Source organism: Paenibacillus xylanexedens (genome assembly GCF_017874615.1).
GTDB lineage: Bacteria > Bacillota > Bacilli > Paenibacillales > Paenibacillaceae > Paenibacillus > Paenibacillus xylanexedens.
Genome location: NZ_JAGIKV010000001.1, coordinates 408,025 through 430,022, shown reverse-complemented (window position 1 = coordinate 430,022; position 21,998 = coordinate 408,025). Strand labels below are relative to the sequence as shown.

The window sequence follows — 21,998 nt, the reverse complement described above, 5'->3', positions numbered from 1 at the left end:
CGGAGAGTGGACGATGCTATACGACTTCATAATCGACACCATGCACACCTTGTTCAAGAACGGCCTGACCCTAAGCTCATTGGGTGCGGTCGTTTTTTTGATCCTAAAACAGCGAAAAATGAAGGCTCAGCTGCGGAAGTTCCTGCCTTGGATGTTCCAGGATGACAACGAAATCAAGGCGTACATGGCGAACCAAATCGTCATTATGCGTAATCAGGAGATCATTATGAGAGGAATGGGATTGGAGCCATGGACTGCGACTATTTCAAGCGAAAAACCGCAAGCTACAGCGAGTCTATCAAGCAGATTCTACTTATCATCCTGGGCGATTACTACTTATGCCCAGCTTGCAAACAAATACACCATACGGAGGTACTCAAAGATGGCGAAAAAACGAATAGTCATTGACGCTGGACACGGCAATCAAGACCCGGGAGCGATCGGGCCAACAGGGAAGAAAGAGAAAGACTTCAACTTGACCATGGCAATTAAACTGGATGCATTGTTGAAAGGTAATCCGAACCTGCAAGTGAGCCTGACACGCCGTACTGACGTGTTCTTGGAACTCAAGGAGCGCGTAAGTGTAGCCAACAAGATGCCAGCAGATCTGTTTATCTCCATTCATGCGAACGCTGCGTCATCTTCTGCCAACGGTACGGAGACATTCTATAACCGCACCACAAGCGCGCCACTGGCCGGAGTAATTCAGCGTCACATGCTGGCAGCAACAGGCTTCAAGGATCGCGGCGCACGGTATGGCAACTTTGCAGTGATCCGTGACACCAAGATGGACGCGGTCCTGCTGGAGGTTGGGTTCATTAGCAATCCAGAGGAAGAAAAGAAACTGTTTCAAGACGACTTCCAGAACCGTGTTGCACTGGCAGTTGCTCAAGGGATCTGCGAATACCTGGGCGTGCCGTTCGATGTTCAGGCCCCTACGGTACCAGGACAGGAACCAGTTAAAGTCACACCGTACCCAGAAATGAGCGTTACCGTTCATACGGCTGCCGGTTCGACGTACACCGGATACAACGTCAAAGGTACAACATGGGTACCATCCAGACCGATCGGTGAGTTGATTGGTGGTCGCATCGGATATACCAAAGGGAAAGTAACAATCAACGGTGAAGCGGTAGAGACCATGAACATCGATGGGGTGGGATATGTGACAGCCCGTGACCTGACAAAGCTGTTGGACGCACGCATCTTCTGGGATAAGACGACACCAAGCAGAGTAGAAATATACCCTAAAAATTAAGGAGTGAGTGACATGGAAGACATTATGGTAAATGCCAAGCCTTATATTGATACGATCGTAAATGCTCTGTTTGGATTGGTGGCGATTGTAATCATCGGCGCTATTAATGTAATTAAAGTTAAAGCGAAGGCGTACTACGAGGCGAAAACAACGACTGAGGACCGCGATAAGCTGCACAAAATTGGTGCTGAAGCATTCGCATGGGCTGAGACAATCTACAAAACATATGAAGGTGATCGAAAGCTGAGCGAGGCGTACACTTATGCGAGTGAGAAACTTGCGTCGCTGGGCATCTCCGTTACTGGTGACGAGATCCGAGCATCCATTGAAAAAGCATATATCGACTACAAAGCTAAAAAGGCTGGTGGAAAGATTGCCAGCTAAGAGGAGAGGCCCTGCTATTGCGGCAGGGTCTTTTTTTGTTTGAGTAACGTCGGGGTAACGGCAGGGTAACATAATCAGTTAACCAAAGTTTTGATAATGATATACATGATACAATTCAAAGGCGTAGAAAACCCTTGATGGCACCTGATTGTTGATACTTTGTGAATAACATAAATTAACATGATAAACATAGTACAGATGTAACGTGTAATGGGGGACATCCCTCGCTTGGTGGGGCAAAGTGGTTGGAGAATACTCCAATCGGGATGAGTATGTGGAGAAAATGTTCAACGCAAATACCGGACTTGGGCTGAATATCCTGCGGTACAACATTGGAGGCGGGGATAATCCATCATCCAATATCCTCGAATATCGTAAAGCCGTTCCTGGTTACCAGCCTTCTCCTGGTGTGTATGACTGGAATGCAGATGCAAACCAACGATATATGCTGCAAGCTGCCAAAGCTCAAGGTGTGAATGTCATCGAAGCTTTTGCGAATTCCGCACCTTACTGGATGACGATCAGTGGTAATGTGTCCGGTTCGGCCAATGGTGGTAACAACCTCAAGCCCGATTACTACGATGATTTTGCCGATTACTTAACCGAGGTTGTGAAGCATTTTCGGGATAACTGGGGGATCACATTTGATAGTGTAACTCCGCTGAATGAACCAATCTCGACATGGTGGAAGCAGGGCAATGACCAGGAGGGCATGCACTTTGACCGGGCGGATCAGAACACGATTCTGAGTCAGGTACAAGCTTCGTTGAATGCAAAGGGCCTGTCCACAAAGCTGAGCGCACCAGAAGAATACAGTATCGATGATACCAATGTGTCGTTCAACAGCTATAGCAATGCGGTTAAATCAGCGATCACTCAGATCAACACCCATACGTATGGCGGAAGCAATCGTACTGCTTTGCGTAACACAGCGACGTCTGCGGGCAAACATCTGTGGACCTCTGAATATGGAGACGGGGATGCAAGCGGACTTACGATGTCACGGACCATCCTCAAGGATGTTCGCAATATGGGCGCAAGTGGATGGGTGTATTGGCAAGCCGTGGATAGTGCAGAAGGATGGGGATTTTTCAAGAACGTGTTGAACAATACGCAAACGACCAGTTACACCGTGAACCAAAAATATTATGTCATGGGCAATTACAGTAAATTTATTCGTCCTGGATACAAGATTATCGGCATGAGTGATGCCAATACCCTTGCAGCTTATGATGCAGCTTCCGGCAAAGTTGTGCTGGTAACAACCAATTCGGAGTCGACGGATACAACGGTAACCTATGATCTCAGTCGTTTTACTAACACAGGCACATCTGCTCAAGTATATCGGACCTCTTCAACGGAGAAGTTGCAGCAACTGACCAATATTTCGGTGCAAAACAAAACCTTTACCGCTACGGCCAAGGCCAACTCCGTAACAACCTACGTCATTTCCGGTGCAACTTACAATGGCGGTACAGGATATGAAGCCGGGGCCATCTACAAATTAATCAACCGCAACAGTGGACTTGCACTCGATGTTAACGGTGCTTCTTCTACGGGTGGGGCAACAATCATTCAGTGGAATGATAATGGAGCAGCCAATCAGCAGTGGAAGCTGGAGTCTACAGGCAACGGATATTACAACATTCGCAATGTAGGCAGTGGGCTTTTGCTGGATGTGAATTCGGGTTCCACACAAGGCGGAGCCGCTCTGATTCAGTGGCAGGATAACGGGGGCAACAATCAGCAATGGCTGCCCATTGATGTGGGAGGATATGTGGTACTTGCGAATCGAAACAGTGGCCTGACGGTTGACATCAATCAAGGTTCTCTAACCGCAGGTGCCTCCACGATTCAGTGGGCCGACAATGGCGGTGCCAATCAGCAATGGAGCCTAGTCAAAGTTAATTAGTGTGAGTGGGCATGAATTAACGCTCTTACGTGTCCTTCTTTCTTGGAGGTGCAGTGTTCTAAGCAACACCGCACCCTCTAAGAAAGTAGCTATTTTAGACATACATATATTCATCCACCCAGCTGGTACTTAACGAAAACGGGATAGGGTGAACCTGCTAATATCCTGATCCGTGTGCCCCGTTTGCACCAAGTCGGATAGAATCTGCCCAATGGCACTTGCAAACTTGAAGCCATGACCGGAGAAACCGCCTGCGAGCCACACACGTTCATGGGCAGGGTGTCGGTCGATAATAAAATCTTCATCCGAAGTGAATTCATACTTGCACACACTACCACGTTTCAATTCTCCAGCTGCCTGAGGCATATGAAGTTCGAGCAGCCTGCGCAGATCCCCCTCGTCCGTTTCTTCCGTACCAAATGGAGCCATTGTACTTCCTGGTGTCCACACCTGGCCCGTATCATGACGACCCATCTTCAGACCTGATCCGCCGATGCTTGGAAATCCATAATATGTACCTTCTTTTCCTGCCAGTGTAAAACCGGGGAAGTGTGCCTCGCCGTACAAAGCTTGTGGTGCATCAAACCATCCAACCGTTTTACGCACTGCCTGAATGGGGAGATCCACGAAAGGTTTTAATGTCTGAAACCAGGCGCCAGCGCTCAGGATGATTTGATTTGCATGGTATGTCTCACCACCTGAAGTCTGAACTGCGACGGAATGTGGTCCGTATTCGATATGCTCCACCCGTGTGTGTGTTAACAAGGTGGCACCGTGAGTCTCGCCTGCCTTGCGGAAGGCACGAATACAGGGTTCACTATACAGATAACCCGCATCAGGCTCATACATGCCCTCGTAATGTTCAGGTATTGTAATACCTGGCCAGCGTTTCATCACCTCGGCTGCGTGCAACGTTTCATACCGAATGCCTGCATCATCTGCATGGCTCAATCGGTTGTGGAAGGAATGAATCCCCGGATCAACCACATTTATTACACCGGAAGGAACAAACAGTTGGTCTCCGGTCGTTTCCTCCAGCTCGTGCCATAACTTCTGTGCAAGTAATGCCATGGCAATATAGTCAGGCCCACCACTGTACACATGGCGCATCAGTCTGCTATCCCCGTGATGACTTCCTTCCGTATGCGGAGGATCAAAGGCATCGATTAATAAAATTTTGCATCCACTGCGCGATAGATAATAACCTGCACTCATACCCATGGAGCCGGCTCCAACGATAATAACGTCATATGATTGTGTGATAATAGCACGTCCTCTCCTATGTATCCTTTTCTACAGTAATGCCTTAATAGAACATATTAATAGTAAAAGCTTGATGAAGGCAAGTGTAGTAAAATGGACTTCTACAATGAATGTTGCAAAGGAGACCTCGCATGAGTGAGCAATTTAGGTTTGATCTATTTCCATTAATTCAGACAGAACGATTCATCCTCCGGTCAGCTGAGGCTGGAGACAGCCATGATCTGCTCGCGTTATATTCCGATGAAGCTGTGGTTCAATATATGCCATTCACTCCCTTTGAATCCGTGGAGGATGCACAGAGTGAGATGAATTGGTATACGAAGATTTTCAAGGAATACACGGGTTTACGCTGGATGATTGAAGACCGTGAAACTCGTAAAGTGATCGGAACCTGTGGGTTCCTGAACTATGAAGATGTACATAACCGTGCAGAGATTGGATACGATTTGCGTTCCTCTTTCTGGGGCCGCGGTGTTATGACTGAAGTGGCCCATGCTGTGTTACATTTTGGATTCACATGCATGCAGCTTAACAAGATCGAAGCAAAGGTTGAACCAGAGAACGAGGCGTCAATTCGCCTGTTACATAAACTTAATTTTCAACAGGAAGGTGTACTGCGGCAGCATGAGTTTGAGAAAGGCAGATATATTGACCTTGCGGTGTTCTCTAAGTTACGAAGCGAAATATAGGCAAGCTAGCCCCATAAGGATTTCAATGACTCCATCTCATTCCAGAGCCGTAAGGCTTGTCCCTCTGAATGAGCCCATGCTATATTGGAGAGATGTGAGGAGATGAGGATATGAAGCTGGTGTCCTGGAATGTGAATGGCTTAAGGGCATGTGTGACCAAAGGATTCATGGATTATTATCAGGAGAGTCAGGCAGATATCTTCTGCCTTCAGGAGACCAAATTACAAGCCGGACAGATTGAGATGGACCTGGGGGAAGATGTTTATCAATATTGGAATTATGCGATCAAAAAAGGTTATTCCGGTACGGCTGTATTTAGCCGAATCAAACCTTTATCCGTTCGTTACGGGATGGAGGAGGACAGCGAGCCGGAAGGCCGGATGATTACACTGGAGTATGATGAGTTTTATCTGGTGAACGTCTATACCCCTAATGCGAAGCGGGATCTGACCCGGCTGCCTTATCGTCTGGAATGGGAGGATCGATTCCGGGGGTACATTCTGCAATTGGAGCAGACTAAACCGGTTATCGTCTGTGGTGACCTGAATGTGGCTCATGAGGAGATTGACCTGAAGAATCCGAAGCCCAATCTGGGCAATTCCGGATTTACCCTTGAAGAGCGTGGCAAGATGACTGATTTGCTTGCTTCCGGGTATGTAGACAGCTTCCGTCATCTGTATCCGAATCGTACGGATGTATACAGCTGGTGGTCTTATATGCCGAAGGTTAGAGAACGGAACGTGGGCTGGCGCATTGATTATTTTCTCGTATCCAATCAATTGGCACCTAAGGTGGCAGATGCGCATATCGACTGCCACGTGATGGGCAGTGATCATTGCCCGGTGGGTCTTACGTTACAACTATAGGTAAGGATCATCGTGAGATAGATTGAGGTAAGAGTTTTAGAATACAAGTATAGATCAACTGCAAGTTTCCTGAATGGGAGATTTGCAGTTTTTTTTGCGTCACAGGTAGGGGAGGGACACTGGACTTTGGTTGGGGAAAGAACTGGACTCGGGATTGTTTCAATCCCGCTATTTCTTGGGTACGATTGAAGCATACATATATAGATGAACCTTTGGGGTAAGGGGTAGAGAAGATGAAGAAGGGGTTACGGAGAGGGTTAAAAGTGCTGGGAGGCATCATGCTTGCCACAGGACTTTTGCTGCTGGCAGGTACAGCGTATGAAGCGTATCAATCCACGCAGGATATGAAGTCCTATCCCCCGCCAGGCAAGTATTATGAAGTGAGTGGTCGCAACATGCACCTCTACACTGCTGGCAAAGGAGAGGTAACCGTGGTGTTTGCCTCAGGCTGGGGTACACCCAATCCGTATGTGGATTTCAGTCCGCTATATGACAAGTTGAAATCACAGGTGAAAATTGCGGTATATGATCGGTTCGGGTATGGATACAGCGACTATACGGATGACCCTCGTGATGTGGATACCATCTCGGAAGAGATCCACCAATTGCTGCGAACATCCGGTCAACGTCCACCTTACATCATGGTCGGTCACTCCCTGGGTGCGCTGGAGACACTGCGGTTTGCGCAAAGGTATCCTGATGAAGTGGCTGGCATGGTCATGATCGATGGCGGAAGCCCGGAGTATTACAGTCGTACGGATCTGAATACACCGGAATGGATGATGGATGGGTCCCGTTTTCTGGTGAAAACAGGCATCGCACGAACATTGCTGCAATCGGATCGCATGATGGCATCTCTGGTCATTGACCCAAGTCTGGTAACGGAACCGATGAAAAAGGCCGTCACGATATCCACGCTGAGACATGCGTACAATGACAATGTCATGGAAGAGGTTCGGAATTCCAGAACAAATGCAGCGTGTGTGCTTGAGAACAAAACGAAGTTTGGCTTTCCGCTGACGATCCTGACAACCGGTTCGGAGGAGTCGGATGAGGACAGTCATGCATGGCAGGACGACCAAGCGAATTTTGCTTCATGGTCAAGACACGGAACACAGCTGACGGTTCCACAAGCGACACACAGTATCCACAACAGTCAACCGGATATTGTCGCCGCCGAGATTATGAAATTAGTGACACCGTCCAGTGACCTATGAGTAACATGATTCCACAAACACATGATGAACAGGATGAGGAGGAGGGATGGATGAAAAAGTTTAAAGTAATCACCCGCTTCCTGTCCATTCTTGTAGCCAGTTGTCTATTGTCTCTAAGTGTATTATGTGTATCTGTGATATGGGTTAAGAATAACGTTCATGCGGTGCCTGTGATCCAGCCGTTTGAACGAGATTAGCACATAAAATGAAGAAGAAGGAGTGGTAACAGATGGTGAAGAGAAGGAAATATGTATTGGCCTGTGCCGCACTGGCGATGATGGTGGCCTTGAGTGCTTGCAGCAGCGCGGCAGACGAACCGAGTGATACGGAGAAGGTGGACACTGAAGTTTCCTCCGGAACTGGTGAACAAGCGACTAATGAAGGCGCAAGCGAAGCAACAACAAGTGAAGTGACCGAAACGGAAGGTACGACTGCACCAACCGACTCGGATTCAGATCGTGGTGAGGAAGCGACTGCTGGAACCAATGAGTTGCCGGAGAACTTGCCAAGTGATTTCCCGTTGCCGGAAGATGCTACGATTCGTTTAGCCAATTCTGGTGAGAATGAAGGCAAGCAATCGGCCATGGTGATTTTCTCCACTGAACAAGATATGAAAACCGTATCCCAGCTGTATAAAGATTACTTCAACGCCAAAAAGTTGACGGATGCAGGTCAGACGATCGATGACAAAAATATTATCATTCAGGGAACCGATCCAGAAACGCAGGATGTCTGGTCCTTGATTGGAGGAACATTGGCGGGACAGGAAGGCGTCATTGAACTGACGTTGACCTGGACAGAATCATAAGCAGAAGATAAGGGCTATTTTTCTTTCCTGCTTTTTTTCTTCCTAAAATAACGAATGAACGCCATAATACCTTGCATACGGAGCCGCATTATTGCTGCACCGCTGCAAGGTATTTTTATTTCGAACTGGAAACCTGACAGGTTACATGTTATGTTATATCATTATAAACAGAGTAATAGACAACTATAGAAGAAGACAGGAGAGGATTGAACATGATTAGAGTGGGTATTGTTGGTTACGGTAACTTGGGTAAAGGTGTAGAGAAAGCTATTTCCCAGAACGAGGATATGGAACTGATTGCTGTGTTTACACGTCGTAATCCGGAGCAGATGGTCGCTGAAAGCACAGAAGTACGTTTTGAGCATATCTCTGCAGCGGAGCAATACATAGGCAAGGTTGATGTTATGATCCTCTGTGGTGGTTCTGCAACCGACCTTCCAGAGCAGACACCAGCCATCGCCAAGTTGTTCAATACGGTAGATAGCTTCGATACACATGCGAAAATTCCTGAATTCTACAAAGAAGTTAATGCTGCGGCAGAGCAAGGCGGTCACGTAAGTGTCATTTCCACAGGTTGGGACCCAGGCTTGTTCTCCATGAACCGTCTGCTTGCACAGTCCATTCTGCCAGAAGGAAAAGAGTACACGTTCTGGGGCAAAGGTGTGAGCCAAGGCCACTCGGATGCTATTCGTCGTGTTCCAGGCGTTAAGGCGGGTGTACAGTATACTGTACCTGTTGAAGAGGTAATCAACCGGATTCGTGCAGGGGAGACACCAGAGCTGTCTACACGCGAGAAACATCTGCGTCAATGTTATGTGGTAGCAGAAGATGGTGCTAATCAGGATGAGATCCGTGAGACGATTGTGTCGATGCCAAACTATTTTGCAGATTACGATACAACTGTAACGTTCATTAGCGAAGAAGAATTGAAATCCGAGCATGAAGGTATGCCGCATGGTGGATTTGTAATTCGCAGTGGGGTTACAGGTGCTGGTCAAAAGCAAATTATTGAATTTGGTCTGAAACTCGACAGCAATCCTGAATTTACAGCAAGCGTACTTGTGGCGTATGCAAGAGCCGCACAACGCTTGAGCGTGGAAGGACATAAGGGAGCGAAAACGGTATTTGATATTCCGCTCGGTCACTTGTCTCCAAAATCGGCTGAAGATCTCCGCCGCGACTTGTTATAATTCTGATTCGTTCCAGTGATTTTATAGAAACAGCTCGTCCTTGGATGTATAGGACGAGCTGTTTTTTTGCTGTTGCTGTATACGATTCATACATTCATATGAATTGGCAGGTACTATCCTGCTTGTATCCCTGTTCGTGCTCTTGCGGAAATGGCACCCTACACCCAGTGTGAGGGAATGTTAAGATGATCCGGCAACTTGGTATTCACATTACCTTTGGCTGCATTAATCTGGGATTGCGTCAGGAAGATGCCACCTCTCAGGTCTGCATCGCCCAGATCCGTATCCCGCAAGTCCGCGCCAATCCAATCCGCATTTCGTGTATCTGCATTTCGGAGATCGGCTGCGATCATTAAAGCCCCTCGGAAGCTTGCGCCCCGCAGGTCAGCCCCTTTTAAATTGGCACCAAAAAAGTCACTTCCGGTACGTTTTTTACTATTCTTCGACTTCCCTTGTCCATGAGCGGTGGGTGGCACATTCGCGCGTACCATCTCACTTGCCTGGACCAAGAGTTGATTCACACTGGACCGATAATTGGCGATGTCCAGACGGAGAAGGGCCGCAGGCTCCAGATTGCTCAAGCGCTCAACCTCCTCATATAACTCACCAAATGCCGAGTGAAGGGATGACGTCTCCGGTCTCATCATCATTTCCTTCATATAACTGAGCAACTCGTGAAGTTGTCGCAAAGCAGGCAGACAATCGAACATCTCGTTTGCAGACTCTGGATGATCACGCCAATCTTTGCCCGCGTAGGTCACTTGGGACAGCTTCTGTCCAGCTCCGAAACAGTCGTATACCGTGCAACCTTTGAACCCTTTCTGCCGAAGCTGGGTATGGATACCGCAGCGATTGTCCGTGCGCAGATTGGGACAGGGTGTGCCGCTGGCTTTATCAAAAGCAAAGTCAGATGACTTGCCATAGGGCAAGGCAACACAGCACAGGCCAAAACATTGCTCACAGTCTGCGCTAAGATGAGGACTCGCAGTGCTGGCAAATGGTTGGTTAGACAATGTAAACACTTCCTTATAATAGTACAAATAGATGGAATTACGTCAGTACCACTTTACCATTGCATTGCGATTAGAGCAATTGAAGACAAGGAAAAAAGGGCAGTTACCCAAATGGAGGGGAACGCCCTTTGATCGTGGAGAATCACGTATTTAAATTAAACTACACCTTGAGCAATCATGGAATCCGCTACCTTGAGGAAACCGGCGATATTCGCTCCGGCTACGAGGTTGCCTTCACAGCCATACTCTTCAGCAGCTTCTACACAGCTGGTGTAGATGTTCTTCATGATGTCATGCAGCTTGGCGTCTACTTCTTCAAATGACCAGGACAACCGCATGCTGTTCTGTGACATTTCAAGAGCAGACACGGCTACACCTCCGGCATTAGCCGCTTTGGCTGGACCGAACAGCACGCCTGCACCGTGGAAGACGTCAATGGCAGCCAGGGTGGAAGGCATATTCGCCCCTTCGCCAATGGCCTTCACGCCACCTTTGATTAGAAGGGCCGCAGCTTCTTCATCGATCTCATTTTGCGTTGCACATGGAAGAGCAATATCACAAGGGATGGACCAGATGCCTTCACAGCCTTCGGTATATGTAGCATGCGGGTGTTCTTTGATGTATTCGCTGATGCGAAGACGATCAACCTCTTTCAGACGTTTCACAGTATCCAGGTTGATTCCTTGTGGATCGTGTATGTAGCCACCTGAGTCACTACACGCCACGACTGTAGCTCCAAGCTCCTGTGCCTTCTGAATGGCATAGATGGACACATTACCAGAGCCAGAGACAACGACTGTGCTGTCTTGGAAGCTGAGTCCCTTGGATTGCAGCATCTCCTTCACGAAATACACACAGCCGAAGCCAGTTGCTTCCTTACGTGCCAAGCTTCCTCCGTACAGCAGTCCTTTACCTGTCAATACGCCTGCCTCATGCCCGCCATGGATACGTTTGTATTGGCCGAACATGTAACCGATTTCCCTTGCGCCTACACCAATGTCACCTGCCGGTACATCCGTATCGGAACCGATATATTTGTACAGCTCTGTCATGAAGCTTTGCGTGAAACGCATGACTTCCAGATCCGATTTTCCTTTGGGATCAAAGTCAGAACCGCCTTTACCACCGCCAATAGGCAGTCCGGTCAAAGCATTTTTGAAGATCTGTTCGAAGCCGAGGAACTTAATGATACCCGAGTATACGGAAGGGTGGAAGCGAAGTCCGCCTTTGTAAGGACCGATGGCACTGTTGAACTGCACCCGGAATCCACGGTTAACCTGAACTTTACCTTGATCATCTACCCATGGAACACGGAATGTGATTACACGTTCGGGTTCGACAAGCTGTTCCAGCAGACTATGGTTCCTGTATTTAGGGTGCGCTTCAATAACAGGAATAAGGGAATCCAGAATTTCTTTGACAGCCTGATGGAACTCGTCTTCGTGCGGATTTCTGGCGACAACCGACTCGTAAACGGAATGAACATATTCTGCGGCAGTAACTTGAACGGACTCTGTAGTTTCTTTTGTTATCGTGGACACTTTTTCGATGCACTCCTTTATTGTGTTAAAGTCTGTAGAGGCTTATTTGCATAAATTGAATAAAAGTTTGTAGTTAAATATACAGGAAAGCAAATAAAAATACGAGATGAAAATTCATAAAATGTTTTTTATGCAGTAATTAAAATGTTCTATGGATCTACCATATGATGTGAAGAATTAAGTTATTAAATGGAAGATATGACCACAAATGATAATAAAAAAGCAAGTTAGACGAATATACTGGATTAAAATATTAGTTTTGGTAAGATGGTAAGAAGGTCTCGTATTCCGGGATCTTTTTAAAATATAAAGGAGGAAAACAAGATGATGAAGAGAAACATGCCAATCAACATGGAGAACAAGGCTTGTATAGGGGGGGAAATCTACTATGAACCATAGGACCTCCCGCCATAATTGCAGAGAGAAGCTGGTGAGCCAGCTATTTACATTCGGTGAAGAGAAAAGAACATTTCTCGACGACTATTTCGACGCGCGTGATCCAGAGCGGATACAATTGGAAAAACAATTGTCCGCATATACAGAGTATGTGGAAAAACTGCTCCTGGGTCCTGATGAAGATCTGGACTCAGCTGTATTGATCGGCAGTCATATTGATTTTGAATATCTCGATTTTCATACGTCAGATTCGTTCATGATTGTCATGCCAGAGGATACCAATCCTGATGAGGGTCGTATTTCCTTCCTCTCTCCAGTAGGGAGTCAATTACTGCTTGGCAGTAAAGGGGAAGTTAGGTCTGTTCATACACCATCAGGTTCCATGAGAATCCGCATTACGGGGATCGAGCTGAGGAGCGAAACCTTGAACGAGCCGGCGCTAGGGGGTGCAGATCATGCACTTTAAAGAGACGGACTTACCAGGGATTGGACGTAAATACTGGCTGCATACCCGTAGTGGTGAGCATTTGGTCATAGTGATTCATAACGACGAGCGACGTGACCTGTTCCATATGGAGTCAGGGGATACACCTGAAGAGGTGGGTGATATGGTATCTCTTGTCACCCTGGACGATGATGAAGCCCGGGCGGTAGCCGCTATTGTTGGTGGTATGACCTATAAACCGAAGTTTCAGGATGAGCGTGAAGTGATGCTTGAAGGGCTGTTAATCGAATGGCTACGGATTGAGCCTCACGCCGCAAGCGTAGGCATGACGATTGGTGAACTGGATATCCGTCAGGCCACGGGCGCCGTTATTCTCGCTGTTGTGACCAAGGATAAGGAGAAGCATTTTAATCCAGGTCCGGATTATGCTTTTACCGCTGGAGCTACAATTGTAGTTGCCGGTGAACGGAATCAGATCAAGCAGCTCAAACTATTGTTGACTAATGGACGGACTTAGCCTATGGATATGCTCATATTCGAAGTGGGAATTGCCGTTGCGCTGATTACACTTACGGGGCTGATATCTTCACGATTACGATTTTCGGTCATTCCTTTTTATATCCTGATTGGTATGGCTGTTGGACCACATGCACCACAGATCGGCATAGTGGATTTACGTTTTATCGAAAGTTCGACCTTTATTGAATTTATGGGCAGGCTTGGCATTTTGTTTCTGCTATTTTATCTGGGTTTGGAGTTCTCGGTCTCCCGGTTATTAAAGTCTGGCAAAGCCATTCTGACCGGGGGCATGTTCTATGTGGGCCTGAATTTTGTCTCTGGATTGCTGTTGGGGTGGTTCATGGATCTGCCCCTTCAGGAGACACTTGTTGTCTGCGGGATCATGACCAGCTCTTCTACAGCCATTGTAGCTAAAGTGCTCGTTGATCTGAAACGCACGGCAAACCCTGAAACAGAGATTATTATGGGCATGATCATGTTCGATGACTTGTTCATCGCGATTCATATCTCTATCCTGACCGGGCTTGTGCTCAGCGGGGCAACTTCATTCTTAAGTGTTCTGTTAGTATCGCTGTCTGCCCTGCTGTTTATTGTGCTGTTCCTGATTATTGGCAGGAAAAGCATCAAATATATTGATAAGGCACTGAATATTAAGTCATCAGAGTTGTTCCTGCTTACCGTCATGACGCTGCTCTTCCTGGTGGCTGGTTTCTCGGAGACACTGCATGTAGCGGAAGCTATTGGAGCGTTGATGATGGGGCTTGTATTGGGCGAATCAAGACATGTGAGTCGGATTGAACATCAGATCATGCCTTTCAAAGATTTTTTTGGTGCAATTTTCTTCTTCAGTTTTGGCCTGACCATTGAGCCGGCTTCACTTGGCGGAGCTGTTGGGATGACGATTATTGCCGTTATTCTGACGATTGCCAGTAACTATGGTGCAGGTATGATCGCTGGCAGATTGGCTGGAATGAGCCCTAAGGCCTCGTTGAATGTGGGCTTTACCCTGGTCTCCCGGGGCGAATTCTCCATTATCATGGCGAACATCGGCAAGGCCGGAGGGCTGATGGCATCCATCCAATCGTTTGCCGTGTTGTATGTGTTAATTCTGGCTGTGCTGGGGCCTATCCTGACGAAAGAATCTCCGCGGATCTATGCTCAGTATGCGCGGCTAAGGAAGCGGATGAAACGAAGGGAAACGGGTTGAGTCAAACGCTGGCTGTCCTTGGACAGTCCGGGTATTCTGACCGTAGTGTTTAATAGGCGTCACACCATGTGGAGAGAGAAATTACTCCGGGGTGTGGCGTTTTTTTTATTACTGGGAACCCATTCAATTCAGCCTTGTTATTATACCTATTTCACCAAATTATGGTATGTATCCATATCTTGTGCGTGGTCGTGAATGTTCAATTCCACGGGCAGGACTATAGTTGTGATTTGGTAGAGAGGGATTGAAAATAAGAAGTTATTATGTAAAATAATGTTATATTCAAATCTAGCAGTTGAACGCACTATGTACACGAGAACGGACGAGGAGGAATAGCTCATGAACAAGAAAAGTAGATTTCAACGGTTAAAATGGGCCGGTACAGGGATGTTGCTCAGTCTCGTATTATTTGCTCTACCTGCATCTGCTGCATGGAATGATACATATCAGGGTTACGCGACGTATACGGGCTCAGGTTACTCGGGAGGTGCAGTGTTGCTTGATCCCATCCCGGCGGACATGAAGATTACTGCACTTAATCCGTTCCAACTCAATTATAACGGTGTCAAAGCCGCTTTAGCGGGAGCCTATCTCGAGGTGCAGGGTCCTAAAGGCAAAACAACCGTCTATGTAACAGACCTCTATCCAGAAGGCGCCAGTGGAGCGCTGGATCTCTCACCGAATGCCTTTAACCTGATCGGTGACCCAAAGGCAGGCAAAATCGATATCAGCTGGAAAGTGGTCAAAGCTCCAATTCAAGGCAACGTCTCTTATCGGATCAAGGAAGGCAGCAGTCAGTGGTGGGCAGCCATTCAGGTTCGTAATCATAAATATCCGGTGCTGAAGTTCGAAGTGAAACAGAAGGATGGTACGTGGCTCAATCTTGAAAAGCAAGACTATAATCATTTCCTCGGAACTGGACTGGGCAAAGAAAAACTAAACGTTCGTATTACCGATATTCGCGGTCAGGTATTAAATGACACGATCCCGGCTCTGCCTAATGATGGGTCAGGTGGTGCATATATTGTACCGGGCAATGTGCAGTTCCCCGATTGACAGATATACGAAGGTGTTATAAAAAGAAGTATGGTCATAGACGTATTCTTAACGAAAAGTCGTACACTGTACGGCTTTTTTTGTATACGAAAAGAGGAGAATGTAACGTATGAAAAAAAGTTTGCCTTCATATCAGACAACACATCCCTATTGGAAACAGTATCAGGGCTTTTTCCCGGAAGAAGTGAGGTTAGAGGAGCATACAGCTCCTGAGGAAGAATGGTGGGAGTCCAATGGGGTTCATCTGCATATTGATCGCTTGCCTGCGCCGGAGTCTTCAATCAAAATTCTGTTCATTCATGGTGCGGGAGGCAATGGCAGGTTGCTCGCTCCGTATGCCCGCATGTTGCAGCGACATGGATACGAGGTGGTATCACCAGATCTTCCGCCATATGGGTTAAGTTACGCAATGTCTGGTACACGTATTAACTACGAACTTTGGATAGAGCTACTTGTGTCAATCATCGAACGGGAATACAAAAAAGATGGCAAGCCAATCGTTGTATTGGGAAGTAGCATCGGAGGTATGCTTGCCTATCACACCAGTGCACGCAGCAAGCGTGTTAAGGGTTTGATCGCAACTACATTTGTAGACACGAGTAATCCGGAAATGCGTGACCAGCTTGCGCCGAATCGTCTGGTAAGCCGGGCGGGAAAACGGATGATGGATCTGTTCCCAGGTCTGCTGGATCATGTACGTATTTCGGTCAAACAGGTATCCCGAATGCAACTGATTACCAATAACAAGGACTTAACCGGGCTTATTATGAATGATCCACAAGCGGCAGCTACACGTATTCCGTTGGAATTATTAAGAACATTCCTTAATAAAAAACCGGAGGTAAGCCCGGAACAGTTCAACCAGTGTCCGGTCCTGTTGGTTCACCCTGAACTGGACCCCATGACACCGATCAGGTTCAGCCAATCTTTTTTTGATCGTCTGGTGGTGGACAAGGAATGTGTGATCTTGGAAGGGGCAGGCCATTTTCCTATAGAGCAGCCTGGGCTGGACCAGTTGGAGGTAGCGGTACTACGATTTTTACAACAAATTCAATGATTTAAGGTCATGATATTGCTTCAAGTACATAATTCTCATATTCGTAGTACGGACAACACCTCCCATTAAGGGAGGTGTATTTGAATGTTTTCGATATGAATTGCACTACCGCCAACCTGAATCTGTGTGATTTCATTAGAGCTGTCCAAAGTTAATCTGGCTCGGATCTCAGAGGGGCGGTTCATGGTATACCCTTGTCTGATCGTGTACGTGTGAAGATGAGGATCTGTAAGCTGGTTGTACTGGGATAAATAACAGAGCATGGCACCATTGGATGTGCCCGTCGCGCTCTCTTCCGGTATATCATAAAGCGGTGCAAAATTACGGCATTCTGCCAGAACGTCCTCAGCATCTGATTCGAGTGTAAACACATGATAACCTACGGCATGATGAGCCTTGCTTATTTCAGTGATACGCTGGAAGTCAGGATCGATTTTGGTCAGAACATCAACATCTTTAACGGCTATCATGATATCGGGTAGCCCGGTAGACACAATCTGCACAGGTAGCTCGGAATGCAAATCCTCCATAGAAATACGTAACGAATCGGCAATCTGCTGTCGATCCACGATCTCCCCAAACTCCGGTAACGTCTGAGACAGATAGACTTCTCCATTGACTTCGATATCAACTTTAAGAATTCCGGCCAGTGTCTCCAATGTATATGTACCAACATTAACGAGCTGTTGTGTCTTCATTAGATAAAATAAAGCAATTGTGGCATGTCCACATAGATCGACTTCATCACTTGGGGTGAAATAACGCACTTTGAAATCAGCCTGATCCGACGGCATGACAAACGCAGTCTCTGAAAAACCAACTTGTCTGGCAATCTCCTGCATCTGGGATTCAGACAGATGCGTTGCTTGTAAAACAACACCTGCGGGGTTTCCGCCTTGAGCCTTGTCCGAAAATGCATGTAATGTATTTACTTCTACTTCCATCGTGTTACCTCGCTTGTTCAGTTATTGGGTTAAGATTTAACGTAATCGATAATCGACATTATATCACGATTGTTGAACGGGTATGTGAATCCCGGATTGCTGTGAATTTTGAATGAATAGGTCAAGTGATCGCTGGGAAAGGGTAATGATGGAGGAGAGCATAACGATAATCAATGGAAAGGTTGGGATCTATAATGAAAGCAATTGTGATTGAGGAATTTGGTGGAGCAGAACAATTGAAGGAACAGGAAGTAGCCAAGCCAACATGTGGAGTGAATCAGGTATTAATCCGAACGCATGCCACGTCGGTGAATCCGGTAGACTTCAAAATCAGACAAGGTGATATGAAAGAAGCAGCGGAGAATTTCCCGTTAATTCTGGGCGGCGATGTTGCGGGTATTGTGGCTGAAGCAGGCTCAAATGTCACGAGGTTCAGAGAAGGTGATCGGGTATTTGCGCGTCCGCGTCAATTCGGAACCTATGCAGAATATGTTGCTGTTGATGCAGACATTATTGCCCGTATACCGGAGAACTTGAGCTTCGAGGAAGCGGCAGCGATCCCGCTGGCTGCGATGACGGCATGGCAGGCACTTGTGGATCACGGACGTTTAGGCAAAGGGCAGAAGGTACTCATTCATGCTGGTGCAGGTGGTGTGGGAACGTATGCTATTCAGATCGCCAAGTCCCTCGGCGCTGAAGTGGCTTCCACGGCAAGTGAATCAAACGAAGCGTTGCTTCGTTCGTTGGGTGTGGATCATTTTATCAACTATAAAAAAGAAGATTTCTCGGAGATTCTCTCCGGTTATGATGTTGTGCTGGACACCATGGGCGGTGATATTCAGCGCGATAGCTTCAAGGTGTTAAAGTCTGGCGGGCATCTGGTATCCTTAGTGGAACAACCGGATGAGAAGCTTGCCAAAGAGGCCGGAGTAACGGCCAACGTCTTCATGATGGAGCCCAAAGGGGATCAACTGGATCAGCTGGCTGAACTGGCTGCAGAAGGCAAGCTCAAATCGATTATTGATGGAACGTACCCGCTAACTCAACAGGGAGTACGGGAAGCACATGAGAAGAGTGAAACCCATCATACCCGCGGGAAACTGGTTATTCAGGTGCAATAGAATTCATTAACTCGTAGAAGTATTTAGACTCATGAGTCTGATACAGATTGTACCAGGCCTGTAATGTTTCTGGTGCAAAGACATTCAACAGCTTCAACACATGCATCGTAAATTCTAACGGAGCTATTCCAGATGCAGTAACTAGATTTCCATCGGTTACTGCAGGCTCCGTTACATAATATGTTTCTCCAGTATAATCTGGGCATATCATCTTCAGGTATTCTAAATCATTGCTTGTATGTTGTCTGGAATCCAGTATCCCTATTTTTGCAAGTGCAGCTGTGGCACCGCAAATCGCCGCAATAACCGTACCCTCTTCTATAGAGGCAGCAACTTTTTTCAATAAGGGATCATGGATGGTGTCCATCCAGGTGTTTCCCCCTGGAAGAATGATGACATCGTCACCTTTCAATGTACATTCATCAATAGAAATATGAGGAAGGATGTTCAATCCTCCCATGGTAGTTACCGGATGTTTATCCACGCCTACGGTTACGACCTGTAAAGGCTGGATCTCTTTCCTGAAATACCTTCCCGAGTTCAATTCAGCAGTTAGATATCCTACCTCCCAGTCTGCCATCGTATCAAATACATATAGATATACGTTCTTCGTTTGCATCATACATGCTCCTTTTGTTTTCATGATTGAATGGATTACTCTTGTATTATAAATTAACTTCACTGACATCTACGGTCAGTGAAGTTTTTAAATTTGAAAATTAACAGCCCTAAGAACCAATATATGGATTGCTCCCCAATTGTAGTTGAATAAGATATAATAGGAGAAATTTATTCCATTTTGTGCATGAGGTGATTAGGATGTCCAACGAACTCATTCAAGCCATTCAATTGTTAAAAGAAAAGAAATGGGTGGATCTGACCCATACGTTTGGTCCAGGCTCTCCACATTTTTCAGCTTTTGAGGCAGCACAATTCGATACACTGTTTGATCACGATCAAGGTTTCTTTGCCCAGAGCTTCAAGTTCCCGGGTCAATACGGGACACATCTTGATGCGCCGATCCACTTCGTTCGGGATACCCGGTATCTGGATGAGCTGGGCTTGAAAGAGCTTGTATTGCCACTTGTGGTCATTGACCAGTCCGCCGAAGTAGAGAACAATCCGGACTTTACGCTGGATGTGGAGCATATTCTTGAATTTGAGAGAGAGCATGGCGTGATTGAAGCTGGAAGCTTTGTAGCCTTACGTACCGATTGGAGCAAACGCTGGCCTAACCATGAAGCATTTGATAACAAGGATGCGGAGGGTAACAGTCATGCACCCGGATGGTCGGTTCGTGCGCTCATGTTTTTATTTGAGGAGAGAAAAGTACAAGCCATTGGTCACGAAACCTTTGACACGGATTCTGCCGTGGATTATCAGATGAATGGAGCACTTCTGGCAGAATATTATGTACTCGCCCAGGATACATATCAAGTTGAGCTGTTAACAAACCTGGATCAAGTGCCGGCTAAAGGCGCTGTTATTTTCAATATTGTACCCAAAGCGGAGAAAGCTTCTGGTTTTCCAGTCCGGTCTTTTGCCATTTTGCCGTAAAACGGGGTAGATCAAAAGCTGAAATAGATAAATCAGGCACAGAACTCAGAATGATACTCAAGTAGACAGCCAGCTAAATAGTCGGCTTTTTTTCAGTTAAGCTAACGGGCAGGTTGGTGGCAAGGTAGCTCTTTGATACGGCTCATCGTAAATCATTCTATAACTTATTGAAATTTCTTGCAGATTTAATATTGACGGTAATTGCAATTTAGCCTCACGTAATGTAAAATTACTTAGCGGAAAAACATGGAAGGAGTGGGGGTATGAGGTGGAAAAGTAAGACTGATATTCAGTCGACTTGTGTAATTTCATATTTCCATATTTCCATTCCATTAGGACACTAAAGCATTTATTGCTTTAGTGTTTTTATTTTATGGGGGTGTATTAATTGTCAAGGTATAAAAGAGTTCTCGTTAAGCTAAGTGGTGGAGCAGTAGCCGGAAACTCTGAATTTGGTTTTGAACCGGAAAGATTGGACCAAATCGCTGATGAAATTATGTCAATAGTAAACTTAGGAGTTGAAGTATCATTAGTTATTGGTGGGGGTAATATTTTTCGAGGTAATATGGCGGAAAGCTGGGGGATAGAAAGGGCAGAAGCTGACAACATTGGAACACTTGCGACTGTAGTAAATAGTTTAATGCTTCGTGGAGTTCTTAAAGCCAAGACCAAAAAGGAAGTACGGGTAATGACCGCTATACCTATTACTTCAGTTGCAGAACCATACATCCGTCTAAAAGCAATTCACCACCTAGAAAAAGGCTATATTGTAATTTTTGCTGGAGGGAACGGTCAACCTTACGTTACAACAGACTATCCTTCAGTACAAAGAGCCATCGAGGTTAATTGTGACGCTTTATTAGTTGCAAAGCAAGGTGTTGATGGTGTTCTTAATGCAGACCCTAAATTTGATAAAAATGCAAAGAAATTTCGTTCGCTTCATTACAACGACGTTTTAGAACACAACTTAAAGGTAATGGACCAATCAGCTTTCATTTTGGCAAGAGACTACAATTTGCCAATGCATGTGTTTAACTTCGATAAACCAGGTTCGATGAAAGAAATCTGTGAGGGTAAGAATAATGGTACGATAATTAGTGGCGAATCAATTTTAGAGTTGGAATGAAGTATGTTACAAATACTACTCTTCCTTGATTTAGCGGAACGATAGTTCCACAAAAGAGAAGTTCTATTCAAGATCCCACTCGGCCATGGAGTGGGATTTTGTTTATGTTGATATGTATATCTTGTGATCAAAAGATACTTTATGTTTTGATTCATTACTGTGATCCGTATCATAGGTAGAAGTACAGAACATGACGCTAACGGGAAACGTTAGTTCATAAAAGCATGGGGCAGACTGCAGGCTGGCAGGCTGATCTTTTTTGATTTAGCTAACTGGCAACAGGTAAGTAAACTTATCAGGAACCAAGCCTAGCTAGGGTTTGATTTATTAGAAGCATAAATGTGTGTTTTGGCAAACTTATGGTTTAAGTCATAACTAACAAAGTCTAAATGATTCACATATGTAAATAGCAAGGGAGGCGTATTCCGC

At 46.2% G+C, this 21,998-nt stretch carries 22 protein-coding genes; 17 read left to right on the top strand and 5 right to left on the bottom strand.

Annotated elements, in window-relative coordinates:
* Positions 1-13 precede the first annotated feature (13 nt).
* The 3 genes from J2Z28_RS01875 to J2Z28_RS01865 all read left to right on the top strand — a co-directional run bounded on the left by J2Z28_RS01875 (position 14) and on the right by J2Z28_RS01865 (position 3,554).
* Positions 14-1,258 carry an N-acetylmuramoyl-L-alanine amidase gene (locus J2Z28_RS01875; protein WP_211080952.1) on the top strand — a complete coding sequence of 415 codons (1,245 nt, stop codon included), beginning with the start codon at positions 14-16 and terminating at the stop codon, positions 1,256-1,258.
* 12 nt (positions 1,259-1,270) lie between these two features.
* Positions 1,271-1,642: a phage holin, LLH family gene (locus J2Z28_RS01870; RefSeq protein ID WP_211080951.1), complete on the top strand. Its 372-nt coding sequence runs from the start codon at positions 1,271-1,273 to the stop codon at positions 1,640-1,642.
* 241 nt (positions 1,643-1,883) lie between these two features.
* Positions 1,884-3,554, top strand: coding sequence for an RICIN domain-containing protein (locus J2Z28_RS01865; RefSeq protein WP_211080950.1), 1,671 nt, complete (start codon positions 1,884-1,886; stop codon positions 3,552-3,554).
* A gap of 129 nt (positions 3,555-3,683) precedes the next feature.
* Here the strand turns inward: J2Z28_RS01865 and solA are convergent, their stop codons facing one another.
* Entirely contained in the window at positions 3,684-4,817 is a 1,134-nt protein-coding gene (gene solA / locus J2Z28_RS01860) for an N-methyl-L-tryptophan oxidase (RefSeq protein WP_211081038.1), read from the bottom strand.
* A gap of 131 nt (positions 4,818-4,948) precedes the next feature.
* Here solA and J2Z28_RS01855 point away from each other — a divergent pair, with 131 nt between their 5' ends.
* The 6 genes from J2Z28_RS01855 to J2Z28_RS01830 all read left to right on the top strand — a co-directional run bounded on the left by J2Z28_RS01855 (position 4,949) and on the right by J2Z28_RS01830 (position 9,587).
* Positions 4,949-5,506 (top strand): GNAT family N-acetyltransferase, encoded by a 558-nt coding sequence (locus J2Z28_RS01855; RefSeq protein ID WP_211080949.1) that lies wholly within the window; start codon positions 4,949-4,951, stop codon positions 5,504-5,506.
* Positions 5,507-5,616: 110 nt separating this feature from the next.
* Positions 5,617-6,372 carry an exodeoxyribonuclease III gene (locus J2Z28_RS01850; RefSeq protein WP_211080948.1) on the top strand — a complete coding sequence of 252 codons (756 nt, stop codon included), beginning with the start codon at positions 5,617-5,619 and terminating at the stop codon, positions 6,370-6,372.
* Between the two features lie 233 nt (positions 6,373-6,605).
* On the top strand, positions 6,606-7,589 hold the full coding sequence (locus tag J2Z28_RS01845; protein WP_211080947.1) for an alpha/beta hydrolase: 984 nt from the start codon (positions 6,606-6,608) through the stop codon (positions 7,587-7,589).
* A gap of 50 nt (positions 7,590-7,639) precedes the next feature.
* Positions 7,640-7,786 carry a hypothetical protein gene (locus tag J2Z28_RS01840; protein ID WP_211080946.1) on the top strand — a complete coding sequence of 49 codons (147 nt, stop codon included), beginning with the start codon at positions 7,640-7,642 and terminating at the stop codon, positions 7,784-7,786.
* A gap of 32 nt (positions 7,787-7,818) precedes the next feature.
* Positions 7,819-8,397 (top strand): hypothetical protein, encoded by a 579-nt coding sequence (locus J2Z28_RS01835; RefSeq protein WP_211080945.1) that lies wholly within the window; start codon positions 7,819-7,821, stop codon positions 8,395-8,397.
* A gap of 212 nt (positions 8,398-8,609) precedes the next feature.
* On the top strand, positions 8,610-9,587 hold the full coding sequence (locus J2Z28_RS01830; protein WP_017687032.1) for a diaminopimelate dehydrogenase: 978 nt from the start codon (positions 8,610-8,612) through the stop codon (positions 9,585-9,587).
* 158 nt (positions 9,588-9,745) lie between these two features.
* On the opposite strand, the gene J2Z28_RS01825 is transcribed toward J2Z28_RS01830, so the two are convergent.
* Positions 9,746-10,600, bottom strand: a complete 855-nt coding sequence (locus J2Z28_RS01825; RefSeq protein ID WP_211080944.1) for a pentapeptide repeat-containing protein — start codon at positions 10,598-10,600, stop codon at positions 9,746-9,748.
* Positions 10,601-10,755: 155 nt separating this feature from the next.
* Complete coding sequence (gdhA, locus tag J2Z28_RS01820; protein ID WP_211080943.1) at positions 10,756-12,141, bottom strand: NADP-specific glutamate dehydrogenase; 1,386 nt, start codon at positions 12,139-12,141, stop codon at positions 10,756-10,758.
* A gap of 388 nt (positions 12,142-12,529) precedes the next feature.
* Here gdhA and J2Z28_RS01815 point away from each other — a divergent pair, with 388 nt between their 5' ends.
* From J2Z28_RS01815 to J2Z28_RS01795, 5 genes are all read left to right on the top strand, one after another.
* Positions 12,530-13,003 carry a GreA/GreB family elongation factor gene (locus tag J2Z28_RS01815; protein ID WP_051449595.1) on the top strand — a complete coding sequence of 158 codons (474 nt, stop codon included), beginning with the start codon at positions 12,530-12,532 and terminating at the stop codon, positions 13,001-13,003.
* Positions 12,993-13,499, top strand: a complete 507-nt coding sequence (locus J2Z28_RS01810) for a cation:proton antiporter regulatory subunit (protein WP_244988039.1) — start codon at positions 12,993-12,995, stop codon at positions 13,497-13,499. The genes J2Z28_RS01815 and J2Z28_RS01810 overlap by 11 nt, the downstream gene beginning before the upstream one ends.
* Positions 13,500-13,502: 3 nt before the next feature.
* On the top strand, positions 13,503-14,708 hold the full coding sequence (locus J2Z28_RS01805; RefSeq protein ID WP_017687037.1) for a cation:proton antiporter: 1,206 nt from the start codon (positions 13,503-13,505) through the stop codon (positions 14,706-14,708).
* 339 nt (positions 14,709-15,047) lie between these two features.
* Entirely contained in the window at positions 15,048-15,764 is a 717-nt protein-coding gene (exlX, locus tag J2Z28_RS01800; protein ID WP_036668609.1) for an expansin ExlX, read from the top strand.
* Between the two features lie 109 nt (positions 15,765-15,873).
* Positions 15,874-16,821, top strand: coding sequence for an alpha/beta hydrolase (locus J2Z28_RS01795; protein ID WP_211080942.1), 948 nt, complete (start codon positions 15,874-15,876; stop codon positions 16,819-16,821).
* Positions 16,822-16,886: 65 nt separating this feature from the next.
* Here J2Z28_RS01795 and J2Z28_RS01790 read toward each other — a convergent pair whose 3' ends face one another.
* Entirely contained in the window at positions 16,887-17,765 is an 879-nt protein-coding gene (locus tag J2Z28_RS01790; protein ID WP_211080941.1) for a PhzF family phenazine biosynthesis protein, read from the bottom strand.
* Positions 17,766-17,959: 194 nt separating this feature from the next.
* Here J2Z28_RS01790 and J2Z28_RS01785 point away from each other — a divergent pair, with 194 nt between their 5' ends.
* The gene (locus J2Z28_RS01785; protein ID WP_211080940.1) at positions 17,960-18,886 is read left to right on the top strand and encodes an NADP-dependent oxidoreductase; all 927 of its coding nucleotides are present in this window, start codon (positions 17,960-17,962) and stop codon (positions 18,884-18,886) included.
* On the opposite strand, the gene J2Z28_RS01780 is transcribed toward J2Z28_RS01785, so the two are convergent.
* The gene (locus tag J2Z28_RS01780; RefSeq protein WP_211081036.1) at positions 18,870-19,505 is read right to left on the bottom strand and encodes a type 1 glutamine amidotransferase family protein; all 636 of its coding nucleotides are present in this window, start codon (positions 19,503-19,505) and stop codon (positions 18,870-18,872) included. The genes J2Z28_RS01785 and J2Z28_RS01780 overlap by 17 nt on opposite strands.
* Positions 19,506-19,705: 200 nt before the next feature.
* Here J2Z28_RS01780 and J2Z28_RS01775 point away from each other — a divergent pair, with 200 nt between their 5' ends.
* Positions 19,706-20,443, top strand: coding sequence for a cyclase family protein (locus tag J2Z28_RS01775; protein WP_211080939.1), 738 nt, complete (start codon positions 19,706-19,708; stop codon positions 20,441-20,443).
* A 388-nt stretch (positions 20,444-20,831) separates the two neighbouring features.
* Entirely contained in the window at positions 20,832-21,569 is a 738-nt protein-coding gene (gene pyrH / locus J2Z28_RS01770; protein ID WP_036617332.1) for a UMP kinase, read from the top strand.
* The last annotated feature ends 429 nt before the right edge of the window (positions 21,570-21,998 follow it).